Origin of the sequence: Acinetobacter seifertii, assembly GCF_016064815.1 — a bacterium.
Classification (GTDB): Bacteria; Pseudomonadota; Gammaproteobacteria; order Pseudomonadales; family Moraxellaceae; genus Acinetobacter; species Acinetobacter seifertii.
On sequence record NZ_CP065820.1, the window covers coordinates 2,288,933 to 2,305,877 of the forward strand.

The following is a 16,945-nucleotide window of genomic DNA, read 5'->3' on the forward strand; positions in this document are numbered from 1 at the left end:
ACAATTAAGCCAATAACCTAGCCCCACTATTGCTATTCAAATATACTTAATTGAGGTGTTGGTTTTATAATTTTCTCTTTGGGAACATGTAAACATTCAAACTCCTCAACAGGAAAACCTTCAACAAAACTCGAAATATCTGGTGTTTCTAAACTTAACCATTCATCTAAACGGTCATGTGGAATCACAATGACTGATCTTTTGACATCGCCCGGTTCGTGAAAGTCTTTCATCATAGGATGGTCAATCGCGTCCATGGTTAACATACTTGCAGAACGAACAATGGTTTCATTCATTTTGCAAATTTCATAGATTGCTGCAATGAAAAATGCCTCTCCATCTTTACGGCGTACAGCCCATCGCTCAGGTTTATCATTTATATATTTACTTTCATAAAACTCCGTCACGGGAATTACGCCGAACTTAGATTTACGTGCTGCTTCTTGAAAACTCGGTTTTTGGAAAATTGTTTCGTGACGCGCATTATAAGTATGTTTTGCTATGTTTGTATCTTCCGCCCATTTGGGAACTAATCCAAACATGACTTCACGCCATTCAAGACCTTGCGGTGATTTGAATAATAGCGGCGTTGTGCCAGCAGGATAAACCTCATCGGCATAGCTAAAGCCGACCACAGGCAACTGAAGTTGCTGTAATTGGGCAAGCGTTAAAGGTTTAAAGTTGGCACACATAGCAAGAATAAAACACTATACTTTTACTTCTCTTATTTTATAAGCATTTACCACATAAACCAAATGAAAAGGCACTCGAAAGTGCCCTTAACGACATAACTTTACGCTTATGAAACGTGTTGAATGCCTTGTGGAATCGCCTGCAATAATCGCTTAGTGTAGTCATGTTGAGGATGTGCATAGAGCTCATCCGAATTGGCAATTTCAACAACCTCCCCATGATTCATGACCATGACTTGATCCGAGATATATTTCACAACCGATAAATCATGTGAAATAAAGATATAACTTAGTCCAAACTCATCTTGTAAGTCCTGTAATAAGTTAAGTACTTGTGCCTGAACTGAAACATCAAGTGCCGAAACAGACTCATCACAAATTAAAATTTCAGGCTTTAGCGTTAAACAACGTGCAATAGCAATACGTTGGCGTTGCCCACCAGAGAACTCATGTGGATAACGATAGTAAGCTTGTTCAGGTAAATTAACTCGTTCAAGTAACCCAAGTGCAATTTGTTTACGCTCCGCATCATCTTTACCAATGTTATGAATTTGCATAGGCTCTAATAAAATCTGCCCGATGGTAAAGCGTGGGTTAAGCGAAGCATATGGGTTCTGAAAGATGATCTGAATCTTCCGCTGATATTTAGCAAACTCTTTTTCAGTTAATGAAAGAATATCTTTACCTTCAATTAAGGCTTCACCACCGGTTGCTTCGTGTAAACGCATAAGTAACAAGCCCACAGTAGTTTTGCCTGAGCCAGACTCTCCCACTAAACCAAGCGTTTTCCCTTTTGCCAGTTTGAAAGAAACACCTTTTACTGCTTGAAATTCTTCCTTGCCAAATAACCCTTTACGGCTATAAAAGCTTTTTTTCAAATCCTTTACTTCTAAGACGATTTGCTCATCGCCATTTAAACCACGTTTACGCTGTGGAATTTCTGAAACATCAAAACTTTGCTCTACCAATATATTGTCTTCTTGACGCATAAAATCGCTGGTCACAGGCAAACGATAAGGTCGCTGTGACATTTGAGGACGACAATATAGCAATGCTCGGGTATATACATCTTTAGGTTGCTCTAGAACTTGTTCTGCAAGTCCCTGCTCTCTAATTTCACCATGACGCATGACAATCACTTGATCTGCAATTTCACCCACCAAGGCCAAATCATGCGTAATAAAGAGCATCGACATTTGACGACGCTGACGCAACGATTCAAGCAGATCAATAATTTGTTTTTGAATGGTGACATCGAGTGCCGTAGTCGGTTCATCGGCTATCAGTAACTTAGGTTCACAAGCAATCGCCATTGCAATCATGACACGTTGTTGTTGACCACCAGACAGCTGGTTAGGATAAGCATCAATTTTCATTTCTGGTGAAGGTATCCCGACCTCTTTGAGTAACTCTAAAACACGTTGACGGGCCTGTTTACGACTCATACCCATGTGTAAACACAACACTTCTGCGATTTGATTACCTACCGTAAAAACGGGATTTAATGATGACATCGGTTCCTGAAAAATCATGGCAATATCTTTACCACAGATTTTTCGCATATCTTTACGGGATAAGCTGAGTAAGTCTTGACCTTCAAAAACAATCTTACTTTTTTCATCAATTTTACTTTGGCCTACAGGTAGTAAGCCCATAGTTGCCAAAGAAGTAACTGACTTGCCACTACCCGACTCACCAACTAAAGCGACAGTGGTATTTGCTGGAATATCAAAGGAGATTCCTTTAACAGTTTCGATATACTGCTTGTCTTCACCTTTAAAGCTTACACGTAAGTTTTCAATGTGGAGTAATGGGACATTTTTTTGTTGTTCTGACATTAGGTTTTCCTCTTATTTTAATTTTGGATCTAATGCATCACGCAGTGCATCAGTAAACATTGAAAATGCCGTAACCAAAACAGCCATTGCGACAGAGGCTGCGACAAGCTGCCACCATTTTCCTAAAAGAAGTTCACTTTGTGCTTCATTTAACATACTGCCCCAAGACACTACGCCTACTGGCACACCGAAGCCTAAGAAACTCAAAATAACTTCAGATTTAATAAAAGAAACCACCAAAATTGACATTTGAACCAAAGCAATATGGCTGACATTAGGAAAAATATGAATAAACATACGGCGAAAATGTCCAACACCAATTGCCTTGGCCGCTAAAACATATTCACGTGAGGTATGTTTCATATACTCCGCACGAATTAAACGGTAAACACCAGTCCAACCCGTTAAACCTAAAATTAGAACAATAGATAAAATGCCCTTTTGTTGCAGTACGGCAGCTATCGCAAGTACTAATAATAAATATGGAATGGAAGTAAAAATGTTATAGAACCAGTTAAGGATGTCATCTACCCAACCACCAAAGTACCCTGAAATCGCCCCTAGCAGTGTGCCTAAGGTCACTGCGAGTAATGCAGAAACTAGCCCTACAATAATTGAAGTTTCAGCACCTTTAATGGTTTTTTTAAGAACATCTTGCCCCCATTTGTCGGCCCCAAATATAAGAGTACTTTTTAGTTCACTTTGCTGATCGAGTAAGTGTCCACCTAATTGCTGATCAATTGCTTTCATATCATCAGCTAGCGGGTCAACTACACCATAATAATCAATTGCACTTCCAGAGCTCTTTTCTTGTTTAATTTCAGCCTTGAGTTGGTGAATGACATCTTTTAAAGGATCGACTGGATTTTCCGGTAACTCTTCATCTACAGTAGCTGTCTTTTGCAAAGCTTCATTTGTTTTATCTGCACCTATAAATGTAGGAGGTGCATAACTGACAGCAACTTCTTTATTCCAGTCTGATGCAATCACTCCCGTAAATGATAGTAGTAATACGACCAGATAGAACAGCACAACAATGAGTGATGCGATTGCAATTTTGTCAGCCCGAAGACGGCGCATTGCAAGGCGCCATAAACCCGCTGAAGCAGGCGCTGTCTGGGTTTGTAATTTTCTTTTTGATAGAACACTTAGCATAACCCACCTACTTCAACTGTACACGTGGATCAACCACTTTGTAGACCAAATCGGCAATCAAATTAAAAATCATGGTTGCAGCTGCAATGTAGACTGTAATTGCTTTAATCACAGGAAAATCACTTCGCTCAACTGCGATAATTACTTCTCGACCAATACCAGGAATACCAAAAAAACGTTCAATTAAAAATGCACCTATAAGCAACGCAGGCAAAGTCGCCATCACATCGGTAATAATAGGAATTGAGGCATTCCGTAAAACATGTACACCTAAAATTCGGCTTTCACCTACACCTTTAGCCCGTGCCGTTCTAACATAATCTTGGTTAATCTCATCAAGCACAAAACTACGGTATAAACGTAAAGTAGGTGCAATACTCACCACCAACATAATTAAAATTGGAAGTAAGGCGAACTTAAATAAATTATCGGTAAAATTATCGCTCCAGCCCTGTACTGGGAACCAACTTAACTGATAAGCCAGAACATATTGAAAAACAATAATATAAACCAAGATACTAATCGACATGCCAATGGTACATAACATCATGACCATACGATCTGTTAAAGAGCCACGTACAGCCGATACAGCCAATGCCAAGCCAATTGAGATAACGGTTTGTAAAATAGTGAGTGGAATTAAAAGCGTTAGTGAAGGCCCCAAGCGGGTTAAAATAATTTGTGAAACCGGTTCCCCCGTACTCCAACTTGCACCATAGTCAAAAGTGAGAATCTGCTTAATAAAAATCCAGAGCTGAACGTAATAAGGTTGGTCTACCCCTAGCTGTTTACGAATGTTTTCAATCTGCTCAGGATTAGACATCTTACCTGCCAGAATATAGGCTGGATCTCCACCTACCCAGTTAAAAAGAATAAAGATAAACAGTACTACTCCCAACATGGTTGGAATCATCTGCCATAACCGCCGAATAACATATGCCAGCATAGTGATAATTCCTTATTTAACCCGTTGTCCGGTAATTTCATTAAAGAATGCTTTATTGTCAGGATCACGACCAAGGAAATCTTTAACCAACTCAGCTGCCGGTTTTTGGCTACCTTGGGATAAAATCGTCTGACGGTAACGTTGCCCGACTTGTGGGTTATTAAGGTTGTCACCATAAGCAGAAAGCATGTCTAAAGCTAAAACCTCAGACCACATATAACCGTAGTAACCTGCTTGATAACCACCCATTAAGTGTCCAAACTGTCCAGGAAATTCTGTTGTTGGTACATATCCCAAGGCCGTAGCTGCTTCCATTTTTTGCCAAGTTTCTAAAGGTTTTACTTTTAAGGCATCAGCCGTATGAAGTGCCATATCGTACTGTGCATAAAGTGTCTGACGTGCATAACGTAAACCGCGCCCATAGTTATGTACTGCTTTTAAACGGGCAATTAATTCATCATCAACTCGTGGACATGCTGGATCGCAATAATCAGCTACTTTAGACAAAGTTTCCTTACGGCGTGCCCACTCTTCATACATTTGAGATGGTGCTTCTACGAAATCACGCTCTACAGAAGTTCCAGACTGACTTGCATAACGGGTATTAGATAAAATGCCATGTAAGGCATGACCAAATTCATGAACAAAAGTTTCTAGCTCGTCACTATTTAAACCTTTACGGTTAAAGTTCGTGACTAGTACTGAAACTGGCAATCGGTTGGTTAAAGTGCTGCCACCATATACTCCCCAAACGGCGGCATGACCATATTTCCCTTCGCGAGGAAATTTATCCATATATAGAGCACCGAGAAGCTTTCCTGTCTTTTTATCGACTACATCGTAATATTCAACTTCGCTCTGCCATGCTTTTACTTTGACAGGTTTAAAATCAATGCCATAAAGGTCAGATGAAATAGCAAATAACCATTTTTGTGCCGCTAAAGTCGGGAAATAATCACGAAGCTTTTCCTGATCAATTTGATATTTGCTCTTACGCAGTTTCTCACTCCAGTAAGCTTCACTCCAACGTGTTATCTCGGTTTTATCTAATGGTGTTTTTAAAGTTTGTGCTTTAAATGCACGGAGCTCTTCTACTTCTTTGCGCTCAAGTGGGGCCACCGTTTTTTGTACTTCTGCCAAAAACTGATTTACAGCTTCGGGCGTTTTTGCCATACGATCCTTTAACGCCCAATCTGCATAACTTGCTTTTCCAAATAACTGCGCCAGTTCATAACGCAAATCTATTGCTTGTTTGAGTAATTTTAAGTTTTGTTCAGTACCACGTCGTGTAAAGGCGATTTGATATCTTTTTCGGGCATCATCATTATCTGCCAGTTCCATAAATGGACGATATTCAGGATACTCAAAACCTAATAGATAGTTACCTTTGCCATTTTTCTTTAACCCTGAAATATAACTTTCCGGCAGACCTTTCATCTCTTCAGGCGTAAATTCAAGTTTTTCAGGGTTATCACGAATATTACGGCTATATTCTTGTTCGAGTTTAGTCAATTCATCCAGAATGGCTTTCATTCTTGCACGTTTTGCTGGTTCTAATTGAACCCCCGTGTCTTCAAACTGATCCAAAATATCCTGACGGTATTTTTTATCAATAGGATCAGTCGCTTTTGTATTTTTAATTACGTTATATAATTTTGAGTTTTGAAATATATCGGTATGTAACTGATTAATTTTGATTTCGCAGTCTTCTGCTGCTTTACGTAATTTTGCGTCTGGGTCTACATTACTATATAAACCGACAGGTCCTGAAAAATCTTCAAGATGAGCAAAAATTTTGTCCCACTTTGCTAATATCGGAGCGGCGATAGCATCGATTTTAACAGGTGTTTTTTCGAAATTTGAAATCTCTTGCTGGATTTTTTTTAAATTAGAATCGCACCATGTGGGAAGTTGCTCTGCTTTAAGTAATGGTAACGTCGCACGTGTCGTCTCTGCCGATGCAAACTGACTTATACCTATCGTCAACATACATAAACTAGTTATTTTCAGTGTGTTATTTTTCATCGTATCTCCAATTTTTTTCATTTAATGATTAGATTTCGTATTTGTATCAATATCGAAGTACATCCATTCCGCATGTAAAATCGGATGCTTCTTATATCCAATGATTCGTGGTTGAGCCAACATATTTCTATAACGTGCATACAACACTTGCACTGGCATATACACTTCTAACAAACGTGTCATTTTTCGATAAATCACGTCTCGTTCTGGGCCTGGCTTAACCTGTTGAGACTGACGATATAACTGGTCAAACTCAGGTATTGAACCGCAAGACCAGTTGGTCATATGAGTGTTCGGGCCATAAAAATTCTGCATAAAATTATCGCCATCTGGATAATCGGCAATCCATGCAGAGGAACCAAACATTCCATCACACTGTTTTTGCGCCCGAATGAGATCTGAAAAGAGCATTGGTTTGTAAACCATACGAATATTCAAACTGTCAAAGTTCTTTTTCCAAAGCTCAGCGCTTTGCTGACCAATACTGTCATTGCGCGCCATATATTCAATAACAAGGGGCTTACCATTTGGTTGTGTACGCCAACCTGATGCATCTTTTTTATAGTTATATTTATCTAATAATAAATTTGCTGCTTTGACCGAATATGGGGTACTGCTTCTATATTGAGGTTCAGCCCCTACTACACCTGGTGGAACTGGAAAATGTAGACGCTCAGCATCACTATTACGTACTAATTTAATTTCTTGATCTATTGAGCGCGACATTGCAATTGCACGGCGTAAAGCAATTTTTTCTTTACTCATCCCTCCAACAACGGGATTTTTAAGATTCCAATAGTTATAACTAATTTCCGGATCAACAATACGAGATAAATGCACACCCTCTTTTGCAAGCTCAGGACTTAATTTACCGTCTTTAATCGCTTTCGAGACTAATTGCCCTTCAAGTTGAATAATATCAACTTCACCACGCTGGAATGCCAACCATCGTGACTGGTTTTCTTCCATTACCTGAATATCAATTGTGCCGATTTGAGGCATTTGCTTACCTTTGAGGCGTTTTACAATTGCTTGGTCCTCAGCACTACTGGCTACAAAGTTCCAAGTAAAACCGCGATAATCAGGATTCGCTTTTAAAACAATACGCGAAGCAGGCACCCACTTACTGAGCATATAAGGTCCTGTGCCTACTGGATGCCCCATAACAAAGCCAGATTTATCTTTATATTTTTCGATAACTTCTCGTGATACAGCCCCTGTAGGGTCATGTGCTAGTAATAAAGGAAAGTTATAATCAGGCTTCACTAACCGAATAACCAAGGTGTACTTATCAGGTGTTTGTAAACCGCTCACACTTTGATCGTAGTTAAACTTTCCTGTTTTACTGGCTGATTGTACTAAAGCATCCATACCTTCAATTTTGTTCTCCAACAACCAGCTATTTGGCGAACGTAAATTTGGGTCCAATAAACGCTTAAAAGAGTATGCATAATCGTAAGCCGTTAACTCTCTAGGTTTACCTTTAAAAACAGGGTCTGGCGTAAAATAAATACCTTTTTTAATGTGAATAGTATAAGTCAGGCCATCTGCACTCACTTCTGGCATAGCGGTTGCAATTTGGGGAATAAGCTTTGCTGGCCTTGCTAAATAATCGTAGGTATATAAAGTTTCAAATATCGACGTGGTTACATGTGCCGAATATAAGTCATGGATATACGCTGGGTCGAAACCTGTTTCAGCTGTCGGAAACGTATAATGGAGAACTTTATTTGGATCGGCTGGGCTTTTTGCAAAAATAGTCGTGTTACCCGTTAATGCCATACTGACAAATAATAGACCTACACTACAGTGCTTGAGCTTTTGTTTTAAATTTTCAGTCATGATGATCTTTATCTAAAATTATTTTTTAATAGGGGTAATATCAAGATATTGCCAGTTTGTATTCATCATAGGGTGAGGTTTAAAACCCTGAACTTGTGGGCGTATCAACCAATTACGAATTCGAGTTACATGAATAATCCAAGGATTATCAGCTTCTATCTGGCGATTAAGCTTTTCATAATATGGTAGACGTTGTTGCGGTGGTAAATGAATGGCCTGAGTGTAAAGAACATCATATGTTTTAGACTGATAACACGCATGGTTCCCTTGCCCAGCATTTGGTCCATATAGTAATTGTGCAAAATTATCTCCTTCGGGATAGTCAGCAATCCATGCCCCACTCCACATCATATATTTACATTGAGTTGCGGCTTTTAAGTTATCTGCAAAATTACTTACTTTAAAATCAGCACGAATGCCTATCGCATCTAGATTTTTTTTCCAAAGTTCAGCATGAATAACGGATGCTGAGCTATTCTCATTGTTAATTTTTAAAACTAAAGGCTTGCCATTTGGTAAGGTCCTATAGCCATCAGCCCCTTTTTTATAACCATAATAATCAAGTAATTTATTTGCTAGAACTGGATTGTACCCAACACTACTTTTATATTTCGGGTTATATCCATTTACACCTTCAGGTATAAACATTTCCGCTCTGACAGCCTGACCTTTATATGCCTGTTTTATGCTTTCTTTTTGATCATAAGCTAAAGTAATTGCTCGACGAAGCGCTATTTTTTCAGGACTAAAACCACCAATGACAGGGTCTCGCATATTCATCATGGTATAAGTAATTTCAGGTTCTTTATATGGGAAATGTTTAATGCCTCTTTTCTGAAAAGAAGCTTTAAGTTGATTGCCATCTAAAGCTTGCGGAACTGCATCTGCTGTAAGTCTATCAAAATCTAATTGACCAGACTGGAAAGCTAACCATCGTGACTGTTGCTCTTCAATAATACTAACCACCACCTTGCCAATTTGTGGCATTTTCTTTCCAGACATTTCCTTAACAAGTTGGTTATCCCAAGGGGTTCCTGTGGACTTAAAGTTCCAGACAAAACCACGATAATCAGGGTTGGCAACCAACTCGACCTTACTTCTTGGAACATATTTACTTAGCATGTAAGGTCCGGTACCTACAGGGTGCATACCAATACGGTCACCATAATAATCAACAACCTCTTTGGCAACGCCGCTAAATGTAATATAGGCAAGGATATAAGGAAAATTAAAGTCTTGGCGAGTTAAAGTAAATTGTAGAGTATAGCGATCTAGTGCTTTAAGCCCTGCAATTGGCGCAGCATAATCAAATTTTCCTGTTTTTTTTGCTTGAGCTATCACTGCATCGGCACCCACCAATTTTCCATCCAGAAAAGAAACGGAAGGCGCTCTGTTTTTAGGGTCTAAAATACGTTTAATTGCATAGACATAGTCTTCAGCTACCAACTCGCGGCGTTTACCTTTAAATGCGGGATCATCTGTAAAATAAATACCTGGCTTAATTTTAAATATATAAACTTTACCGTCTTGTTCAACCTTAGGCATGCTTTCAGCCGTATAAGGAACCAGTTGTACTGGACGTGCCAAATAATCGTATTTGAGTAGAGGTTCAAAAATAGCTTCTGCAATACTTGCGCTATAAAAATTGTTGGTTTTAACCATGTCAAAACCATCATCTGGTGCTTCATAGGCAACATGCAAAATCTTGTTGGGTTGTGCTGGCGTAATTGCGTAGGCACATGGAACTGATGTAATAGCCAAACTTAAAACGGCGAGCTTAAAAAATTTTAATTTCAAGTTCATATCCACATAACTAATTTTTTTAAAAGACATTAACCTTTTGAGTAACATCTAAATCTGCATAAGAAAAGTTCTTTTTCAGCAGATAGGCCTATTTGGGATTTGTAATTTACTTTCCTTTATCATCATTTTTATTTGATCAAATGGAAAAAATAAACTTAAGCACCCAGTGTTTGTAACTACTGAATATAAAGCGAATTTCATGCCATCTATTGGCAATCATCATAAAATATTTGAGATTATTAGAAATTCATATTTTTATTAGGTACTTAAATTCATTTGAACTATATAAATAAAAGTCACTTTTTGCCAAATATTATATTTGCATAAGTTAATCATTGAACACCTTAAATGCACAATAAAAACACACAAATGTATCATTATGAATCACAAAAAAGCATGCATACAAAATTACTAATTTCAACTTAATATACTAATATTATTAAAAATATTAGAAATAAATAATTATTAAAAATAGTATAACATTACATACAAGAAAGTTCTAAAACAGCACATTTTTCTGTATTAAGCATGTGAAGAATCTAGCAATGTATATTTTTTATACAAATTTATTTGGAACTTTTAGCCACCATTGAAAAAATTACCAAATGGAAAACTTTTTATCCCTATAAAAAAACAAAAGCACTGTTCGCAACCATAATAAAATCAATATTTATCAATATTTTGCATAAACTAAAAAAAGAAAAATATATAGTTGGCACTTGCTTTGCTTAAAAACTTTCCAGCAATATCGCTAACTACAACAAAAAGGGATCAAATCCACGATGAAAAAAAAATACAATGTTCGATCTCAGGTAACCCCCAAGATCGGCAAGACAATACTTAAATTAAGTACCCTTAGTTTAAGCATGATGTGTCTTACCATGGCACAAGCAGCAGAAACAGAACAATCAAGCAATGATGATAAACCTGCAAAAGTCGTAAAAGTTGCCGTTACAGGTTCTTCAATCAAAGGTGTTGCAGCACAAAGTGCTTCTCCAATTACAGTTGTGAAAGTTGATGAAATTTTAAAACAAGGCGTAACATCAACTGAAGAAGCTTTAGCCAAGATTAGTGCAAACCAATCAAACTTCGTGACTGCAAATAATGTCGGTACAAGTAAAACTGTTGGCTCGGCAGCAAACTTGAGAGCCTTGGGGGCAAACAAGACACTTATTTTACTAAATGGGCGTAGATTAGCTGCCAATGCTTACGATAGCGGAGTAACCAATTTAAATATTATTCCACTCGCTATGTTAGACCGTATTGAAGTTTTACGTGATGGTGCTTCATCCATTTATGGCACAGATGCAATTGGCGGTGTTATTAACTTCATTACTAAAAAACAGTTTACTGGCCTCAACTTAACTGCTGGATATCAAAAACCAGAAGAAAAAGGTGGTGAGCAACAAGATTATAGTATTTTCGGTGGTTTTGGTGACCTAGATGAAAATGGCTATAACGTTTTTGGGGTTATAGATTATCGAAAAGGTGATGATGTTATGGCCCAAGACCGTAAGGTCAGTCGCCGCGGGGGCATATTACCTGAATTAGGTGTCAATAGAACCAGTAGTGGTACATTCCCTGCTAATGTTCCTGGTCTAGGTAATCCCTATGCGAGTACTGGTTGTGGTAATGATCCTTTAGTCGCTAGTACTGATGGAGAAACGTGCAGATATAACAGCCAAGCTGTGATTGGAATTGTTCCAAAAACAGAAGATATCTCTGTAATGGGTCGAGCAACTTTTAAACTCAATGATGATTTTAATGCGATTGCAGAATATTTATATGCAAGAAATGAGGTTACCACCTCGGTCGCGCCAGATGTATTTTTTGATTTAACATTAGATCCTAGCAGTAAATACTATCCAGGAAATGGCATAACTCCTGCTCTTGCTGGCACATCGGGCCCTATCGATCTTTACTTACGCTCACAAGCTGGTAATCGTATCAGTAATAGTATTAACCAATCGCATCGAATATTTGCTGGCATTGAAGGTGAAACACATGGTTGGGATATCAATTCAGGTGTGACTTATGCGCATAGTAGTGCTTCTGATGCTATCTTGAGTGGCTATTTAAACTATGACAAAACTCAAGAAGCTTTAAACAATGGCTCCTTAAATCCATTCGGCCCTCAGAATGCTGAAGATGCAGGTGTATGGGACCAACTAGGTGTTGAAGGAAAATATTTAAAAGCCAACTTAGATACAACCACGGTTGATTTCACTGCTAGTCGCCCTATTTTCAAATTGCCAGCGGGTGATGTTGGGTTCGCAGTTGGAGCGAGCTATCGTTATGAAGATTGGACTTCAAAAGTAATTGCTGATGTTGCTCGACTTGCTCCTAGTACTGGTAATGATCCAGATGAACCAGAAAATAAGGGTGATCGTAATATCAAATCGGTATTTACCGAATTTCATATTCCACTGCACAAAAATTTAGAAGCTCAAATTGCTGCTCGTTATGATGACTACAATGATTTTGGTGATACCTTTAATCCAAAATTCGCACTTCGTTGGGAACCAATTAAACAACTGATGTTCCGTACCACTTATAGTACAGGTTTCAGAGCACCTACACTTTGGGAGGTGAATGGGCCAAACTCAGTAACGAATACTGGTGCAACATATAATGACCCAGCACTTTGCCCTGGAGGTGTTATACAACCTGGAGGTAAAAAAGAACGCGACTGTAATATGCAGTTTAAACGCCAAAATGGTGGAAACAAGAGTCTTGATCCTGAAGAGTCTAAATCTTTTACAGCAGGCTTAGTCTTTGAACCTGTTAAAAATTTAGCCTTTACTCTCGATTACTTCAATATAGAAGTGGACAAGCAAATTGCTACTCTATCTGAAGCTGCTATTTTTAATGACCCTGTGAAATATGCAGACAAATTTGTACGTAATGCTGATGGCTCACTAAATTATATTATTACTACACAACAAAATTTAGGTGGCATTAAAACATCTGGTTTTGATGTGGGCTTAAGTTGGGTTTCCCCAATGACAGCTACAGGTCGATTTGGTTTCAATATTGATGGCACATATATCACAGACTACAAATATCAAGCAGAACCAGATGGTGAATGGATAGGTGTTGCAGGCTCATATACTGGCTTAGATTATCAATCAATTATTCTTCGCTGGAAACATACCGCCAATGTGAATTGGAACTACGAAAATTGGGCTTTAAACCTACAACAAAACTTCTCACGCGGTTATCAAGATCAAAACTCAAATGATCAAAACCATAGAGTAAGTGATTACACAACTTACAATATTTCTGGCACTTACAAAGGCTTTAAAAACCTAGAGTTAACAGCAGGTATTAAGAATATTTTTGATGAAGATCCACCTGCTTCTAATGTAATTGATAACTTCCAAATGGGATATGACCCACGTTACGCAGATCCTTTAGGACGCACTTACTTTGTACGAGGTACATATAAGTTCTAAATGGTTGTTCTGCAAATATAACACTCAAAAGTTAGTTTGCAGAACAAATACTCATTCTTAGCCAAACAGTCATTTCAAAAATTGTTTGTCTACAGTTTCAGGAGTAACTATGGGCATGACTTTTACAGACATAGAAAATAAATCTGCCAAACGCCTTATTGGTATTGCTGCAGTAATTTTTCTGCATCTTCTTGTTGCCTATATTCTGATGTCAGGTTTAGCAAACAATATTCAAAAACCAGCAGAAAAACCTGTGGAATTACAAATTATTCAAGATATTAAACCACCTCCACCACCAAAACCGGAGGAGCCGAAACCTAAGGAAAAACCACCTGAACCGCCAAAAATGGTGGAAAAAGTTGCCAAGGTTCCAGAGCCTCCTAAACAGGTTGAGAAAGTTGTGACTCCTGTGCAAAAAAACACTCCAATAGCTCAACCAACTAAAGTTGCGACTCCTGCTCCAGCAGCACCGGCTGCACCTAGTGCACCATCACCAAGTCCAGTTGCGGCACCTGCTCCAACTGCAGCTGCTCCAGCACCTAAACCAGCTGGTGTAACTCGTGGTGTTTCAGAGGGTTCCGCAGGTTGTGAAAAACCAGAGTATCCACGTGAAGCAGAAATGAGTGGTGAACAAGGCACTGTCCGCATTCGAGTTTTAGTTGATACGAATGGCAAAGTTATAGAAGCAAAGATAAAGAAATCGAGTGGCAGTAGGATTCTAGATAAGGCAGCAACTAAAGCTTACAGCCTATGCACATTCAAACCAGCAATGAAAGATGGTGTGCCTCAGCAGGACTGGTATGAAATTGAATATCCTTTCTTAATTGAATGAACAAATTGAATTAATCAGAAATTAAAAATATTGGAGAAAATATGATGAAAAAATCAACTCAACCGCTAGTACGTTTCGCTTCTGCAAGCCTAATCGCAGCTTGCTCACTGCTCCCATTAAGTACAGCTTTTGCAGAAGAAACGAGCAATACTCCTGTTGCAACCGCAACGACTGAAGCAACCTCAAACTCAAGCACACCGACTCCACCGCCAAAGCCTGCAACGAGTGAAACCATTAAAAACCCTTATGGTTTAGAAGCACTTTGGCGTGAAGGTGATTTAGTTGCAAAATCAACCCTATTCATATTAGTACTTATGTCTATCGGTACATGGTACATCATCGTTTCTAAACTATTACAACAAGGAAAAGTCAAACGACAAGGGAAAGAAGCTGAAAGACATTTCTGGGAAGCTACTTCTCTTGATAATGCTGCTGAAGGTTTAGAACAAAGTAGCGCTTATCGATTTATTGCAGAAAAAGGAATTAACTCAACTAAGTCACACGGCGGTTCGTTACTTGAACGCATTGACTTCAATACTTGGGTAAGCATTTCAATACAACGTTCAATTGAAAAAGTACAAAACCACTTAAGTGGAGGTTTAGCCTTTTTAGCAACGGTTGGATCTACAGCCCCTTTCGTAGGTCTATTCGGAACAGTATGGGGAATCTATCACGCGTTAACAGCTATCGGGATTTCAGGACAGGCATCTATTGATAAAGTTGCAGGCCCAGTTGGTGAAGCACTGATTATGACAGCTATTGGTCTAGCAGTCGCAGTACCAGCGGTGCTTGGTTATAACTGGTTGACTCGTCGCAATAAAGCAGTGATGGAAAACGTTCGTTCATTTGGTTCAGATTTACATGCAGTTTTATTAAGCGGAGAAATTAATACTAATAATTCAGTTAACCGCAGCATTAAATAATCAGGAGCAAACATTATGGGTATGAGTGTTGGTTCTGAAGATGAAGACGAAATGATTGGAACAATTAACACGACTCCTCTGGTGGACGTCATGTTGGTTTTACTTATTATTTTCCTAATTACCATTCCAGTAGTTACACATACAGTACCTGTGAAACTACCAGAAGAAAAGAATACGCCGTACGCAACTACGCCTGAAAATATTCAACTCTCAGTCAATAAGAAAGGAGATATTTTCTGGAATGAAAGTTATGTACCAAATAAAGAAATTTTACTAGCGAAATTACAGGCTGTGGCGCAAAAAAGACCACAGCCAGAGGTACATATTCGAGGAGATCAGCTTACCCATTTTGAAGCGATAGATCAGGTCATTAGTACGACCAAACAAGCTGGTATTGGCAAAATTGCCTTTGTTACTACCCCTCCAGCCTCCCCATAACTATTTTAAGGAGAATCTTATGGGTATGAATGTTGGTTCAAATAATGATGACGATGTGATGTTGGAAGTTAACATGACACCGCTTATTGATGTCATGTTGGTACTCATCATTATGTTTATTATTACCATACCTGCACCCAACAACGCGATTAATATTAATCTGCCAAATGGCACACCGCCACCAACAAATGAAAAGCCACCCGAAGTGATTGATGTGAGAATTGATGCAACAGGCAAAGTATTTTGGAATAACCAACAAGTTTCTGATCGCAAAGCACTAGAGACTTTATTTCAAGGTGTTGTTGCCAAAAAAGATCAAGACCAAATCAAACTCAAACCAGACCAAATGGCTGAATATAAAAATGTAGCGATGGTGATGGCTACAGCACAGCGTTTAGGTGTCACTAAAATTGGAATTGTAAGCAGTAACTAATATTACTTTTAATCTATTTAACTCTATTAACTCCTGCGCTAACTTGAATTTTCAGTTAGCGTTTTTTTTGAAGCGAAATATTCAACTCTAAAATAATATCGTCACATTCATCATATTCTCCAGTTTCTATAAAACCCATTTTTTTATAAAGTTTTCCAGCTACATAATTGGATGACTTATACATCGTTCGTATACGTTTCGCCCCTTTAGTAAATATTTCATCAATTGCCATTTGCAACGCTGTGGTACCATAACCTTTAGCTTGATGATCTTTGCTAATCATAAATCGAAACAACCAAAATAATGTCTCATCAGGGGGATCAATTTCCACACAATACATTAAGAACCCAACCACCTCATCATTAAAACAGATCACTCTTGGGCAATAGTGTTCTTCTACTTTAGACTCAGCAATAGAATATACATTTGATGCAACATAATCTTTTTGAGATTCATGCAATGACAACTTTGCACATAAAATCCAATTTTCACGATTAATATCTTTTAAATTAATCAATCTCAAAACCTTTTAGCTATAAATTCCCTTTCTATAAGCACAAAAT

13 protein-coding genes are annotated in these 16,945 nt (G+C 38.3%); 5 read left to right on the plus strand and 8 right to left on the minus strand.

The annotated features are described in order from the left end of the window. Positions 1-32: 32 nt before the first annotated feature. From I8T81_RS10565 to I8T81_RS10595, 7 genes are all read right to left on the minus strand, one after another. Positions 33-692, minus strand: a complete 660-nt coding sequence (locus I8T81_RS10565; protein ID WP_198071103.1) for an SOS response-associated peptidase family protein — start codon at positions 690-692, stop codon at positions 33-35. A 107-nt stretch (positions 693-799) separates the two neighbouring features. After that, positions 800-2,530, minus strand: a complete 1,731-nt coding sequence (locus tag I8T81_RS10570) for an ABC transporter ATP-binding protein (RefSeq protein ID WP_198071105.1) — start codon at positions 2,528-2,530, stop codon at positions 800-802. 12 nt (positions 2,531-2,542) lie between these two features. Next, entirely contained in the window at positions 2,543-3,685 is a 1,143-nt protein-coding gene (locus I8T81_RS10575; RefSeq protein WP_191028369.1) for an ABC transporter permease, read from the minus strand. 7 nt (positions 3,686-3,692) lie between these two features. Next, a complete protein-coding gene (locus I8T81_RS10580; protein WP_004709076.1) occupies positions 3,693-4,631 on the minus strand; it encodes an ABC transporter permease in 939 nt (312 codons plus the stop codon). Between the two features lie 12 nt (positions 4,632-4,643). Then, the gene (locus I8T81_RS10585; RefSeq protein WP_198071107.1) at positions 4,644-6,677 is read right to left on the minus strand and encodes a M3 family metallopeptidase; all 2,034 of its coding nucleotides are present in this window, start codon (positions 6,675-6,677) and stop codon (positions 4,644-4,646) included. Then, positions 6,678-8,501, minus strand: a complete 1,824-nt coding sequence (locus I8T81_RS10590) for an ABC transporter substrate-binding protein (protein WP_198072767.1) — start codon at positions 8,499-8,501, stop codon at positions 6,678-6,680. It abuts the gene before it with no gap. A 15-nt stretch (positions 8,502-8,516) separates the two neighbouring features. Beyond that, positions 8,517-10,307 (minus strand): ABC transporter substrate-binding protein, encoded by a 1,791-nt coding sequence (locus I8T81_RS10595; RefSeq protein WP_198072768.1) that lies wholly within the window; start codon positions 10,305-10,307, stop codon positions 8,517-8,519. Between the two features lie 776 nt (positions 10,308-11,083). On the opposite strand from I8T81_RS10595, the gene I8T81_RS10605 reads away from it, so the two are divergent. From I8T81_RS10605 to I8T81_RS10625, 5 genes are all read left to right on the plus strand, one after another. Further along, entirely contained in the window at positions 11,084-13,756 is a 2,673-nt protein-coding gene (locus I8T81_RS10605) for a TonB-dependent receptor (protein ID WP_198071109.1), read from the plus strand. Positions 13,757-13,865: 109 nt separating this feature from the next. Beyond that, positions 13,866-14,588, plus strand: coding sequence for an energy transducer TonB (locus I8T81_RS10610; protein ID WP_198071110.1), 723 nt, complete (start codon positions 13,866-13,868; stop codon positions 14,586-14,588). Positions 14,589-14,629: 41 nt separating this feature from the next. Then, on the plus strand, positions 14,630-15,511 hold the full coding sequence (locus I8T81_RS10615; protein ID WP_077164008.1) for a MotA/TolQ/ExbB proton channel family protein: 882 nt from the start codon (positions 14,630-14,632) through the stop codon (positions 15,509-15,511). A 15-nt stretch (positions 15,512-15,526) separates the two neighbouring features. Next, a complete protein-coding gene (locus tag I8T81_RS10620) occupies positions 15,527-15,949 on the plus strand; it encodes an ExbD/TolR family protein (RefSeq protein ID WP_004701951.1) in 423 nt (140 codons plus the stop codon). A 19-nt stretch (positions 15,950-15,968) separates the two neighbouring features. Next, the gene (locus I8T81_RS10625; RefSeq protein ID WP_039251386.1) at positions 15,969-16,382 is read left to right on the plus strand and encodes an ExbD/TolR family protein; all 414 of its coding nucleotides are present in this window, start codon (positions 15,969-15,971) and stop codon (positions 16,380-16,382) included. Positions 16,383-16,437: 55 nt separating this feature from the next. Here the strand turns inward: I8T81_RS10625 and I8T81_RS10630 are convergent, their stop codons facing one another. After that, complete coding sequence (locus tag I8T81_RS10630; RefSeq protein WP_191106479.1) at positions 16,438-16,899, minus strand: GNAT family N-acetyltransferase; 462 nt, start codon at positions 16,897-16,899, stop codon at positions 16,438-16,440. Positions 16,900-16,945 lie beyond the last annotated feature (46 nt).

Coding starts and splice junctions, on each gene's coding strand:
- I8T81_RS10605 (WP_198071109.1), top strand. CDS start 11,084: ATGAAAAAAAAATACAATGTTCGATCTCAGGTAACCCCCAAGATCGGC.
- I8T81_RS10625 (WP_039251386.1), top strand. CDS start 15,969: ATGGGTATGAATGTTGGTTCAAATAATGATGACGATGTGATGTTGGAA.
- I8T81_RS10570 (WP_198071105.1), bottom strand. CDS start 2,530: ATGTCAGAACAACAAAAAAATGTCCCATTACTCCACATTGAAAACTTA.
- I8T81_RS10610 (WP_198071110.1), top strand. CDS start 13,866: ATGGGCATGACTTTTACAGACATAGAAAATAAATCTGCCAAACGCCTT.
- I8T81_RS10580 (WP_004709076.1), bottom strand. CDS start 4,631: ATGCTGGCATATGTTATTCGGCGGTTATGGCAGATGATTCCAACCATG.
- I8T81_RS10620 (WP_004701951.1), top strand. CDS start 15,527: ATGGGTATGAGTGTTGGTTCTGAAGATGAAGACGAAATGATTGGAACA.
- I8T81_RS10575 (WP_191028369.1), bottom strand. CDS start 3,685: ATGCTAAGTGTTCTATCAAAAAGAAAATTACAAACCCAGACAGCGCCT.
- I8T81_RS10615 (WP_077164008.1), top strand. CDS start 14,630: ATGATGAAAAAATCAACTCAACCGCTAGTACGTTTCGCTTCTGCAAGC.
- I8T81_RS10585 (WP_198071107.1), bottom strand. CDS start 6,677: ATGAAAAAAATTGGAGATACGATGAAAAATAACACACTGAAAATAACT.
- I8T81_RS10565 (WP_198071103.1), bottom strand. CDS start 692: ATGTGTGCCAACTTTAAACCTTTAACGCTTGCCCAATTACAGCAACTT.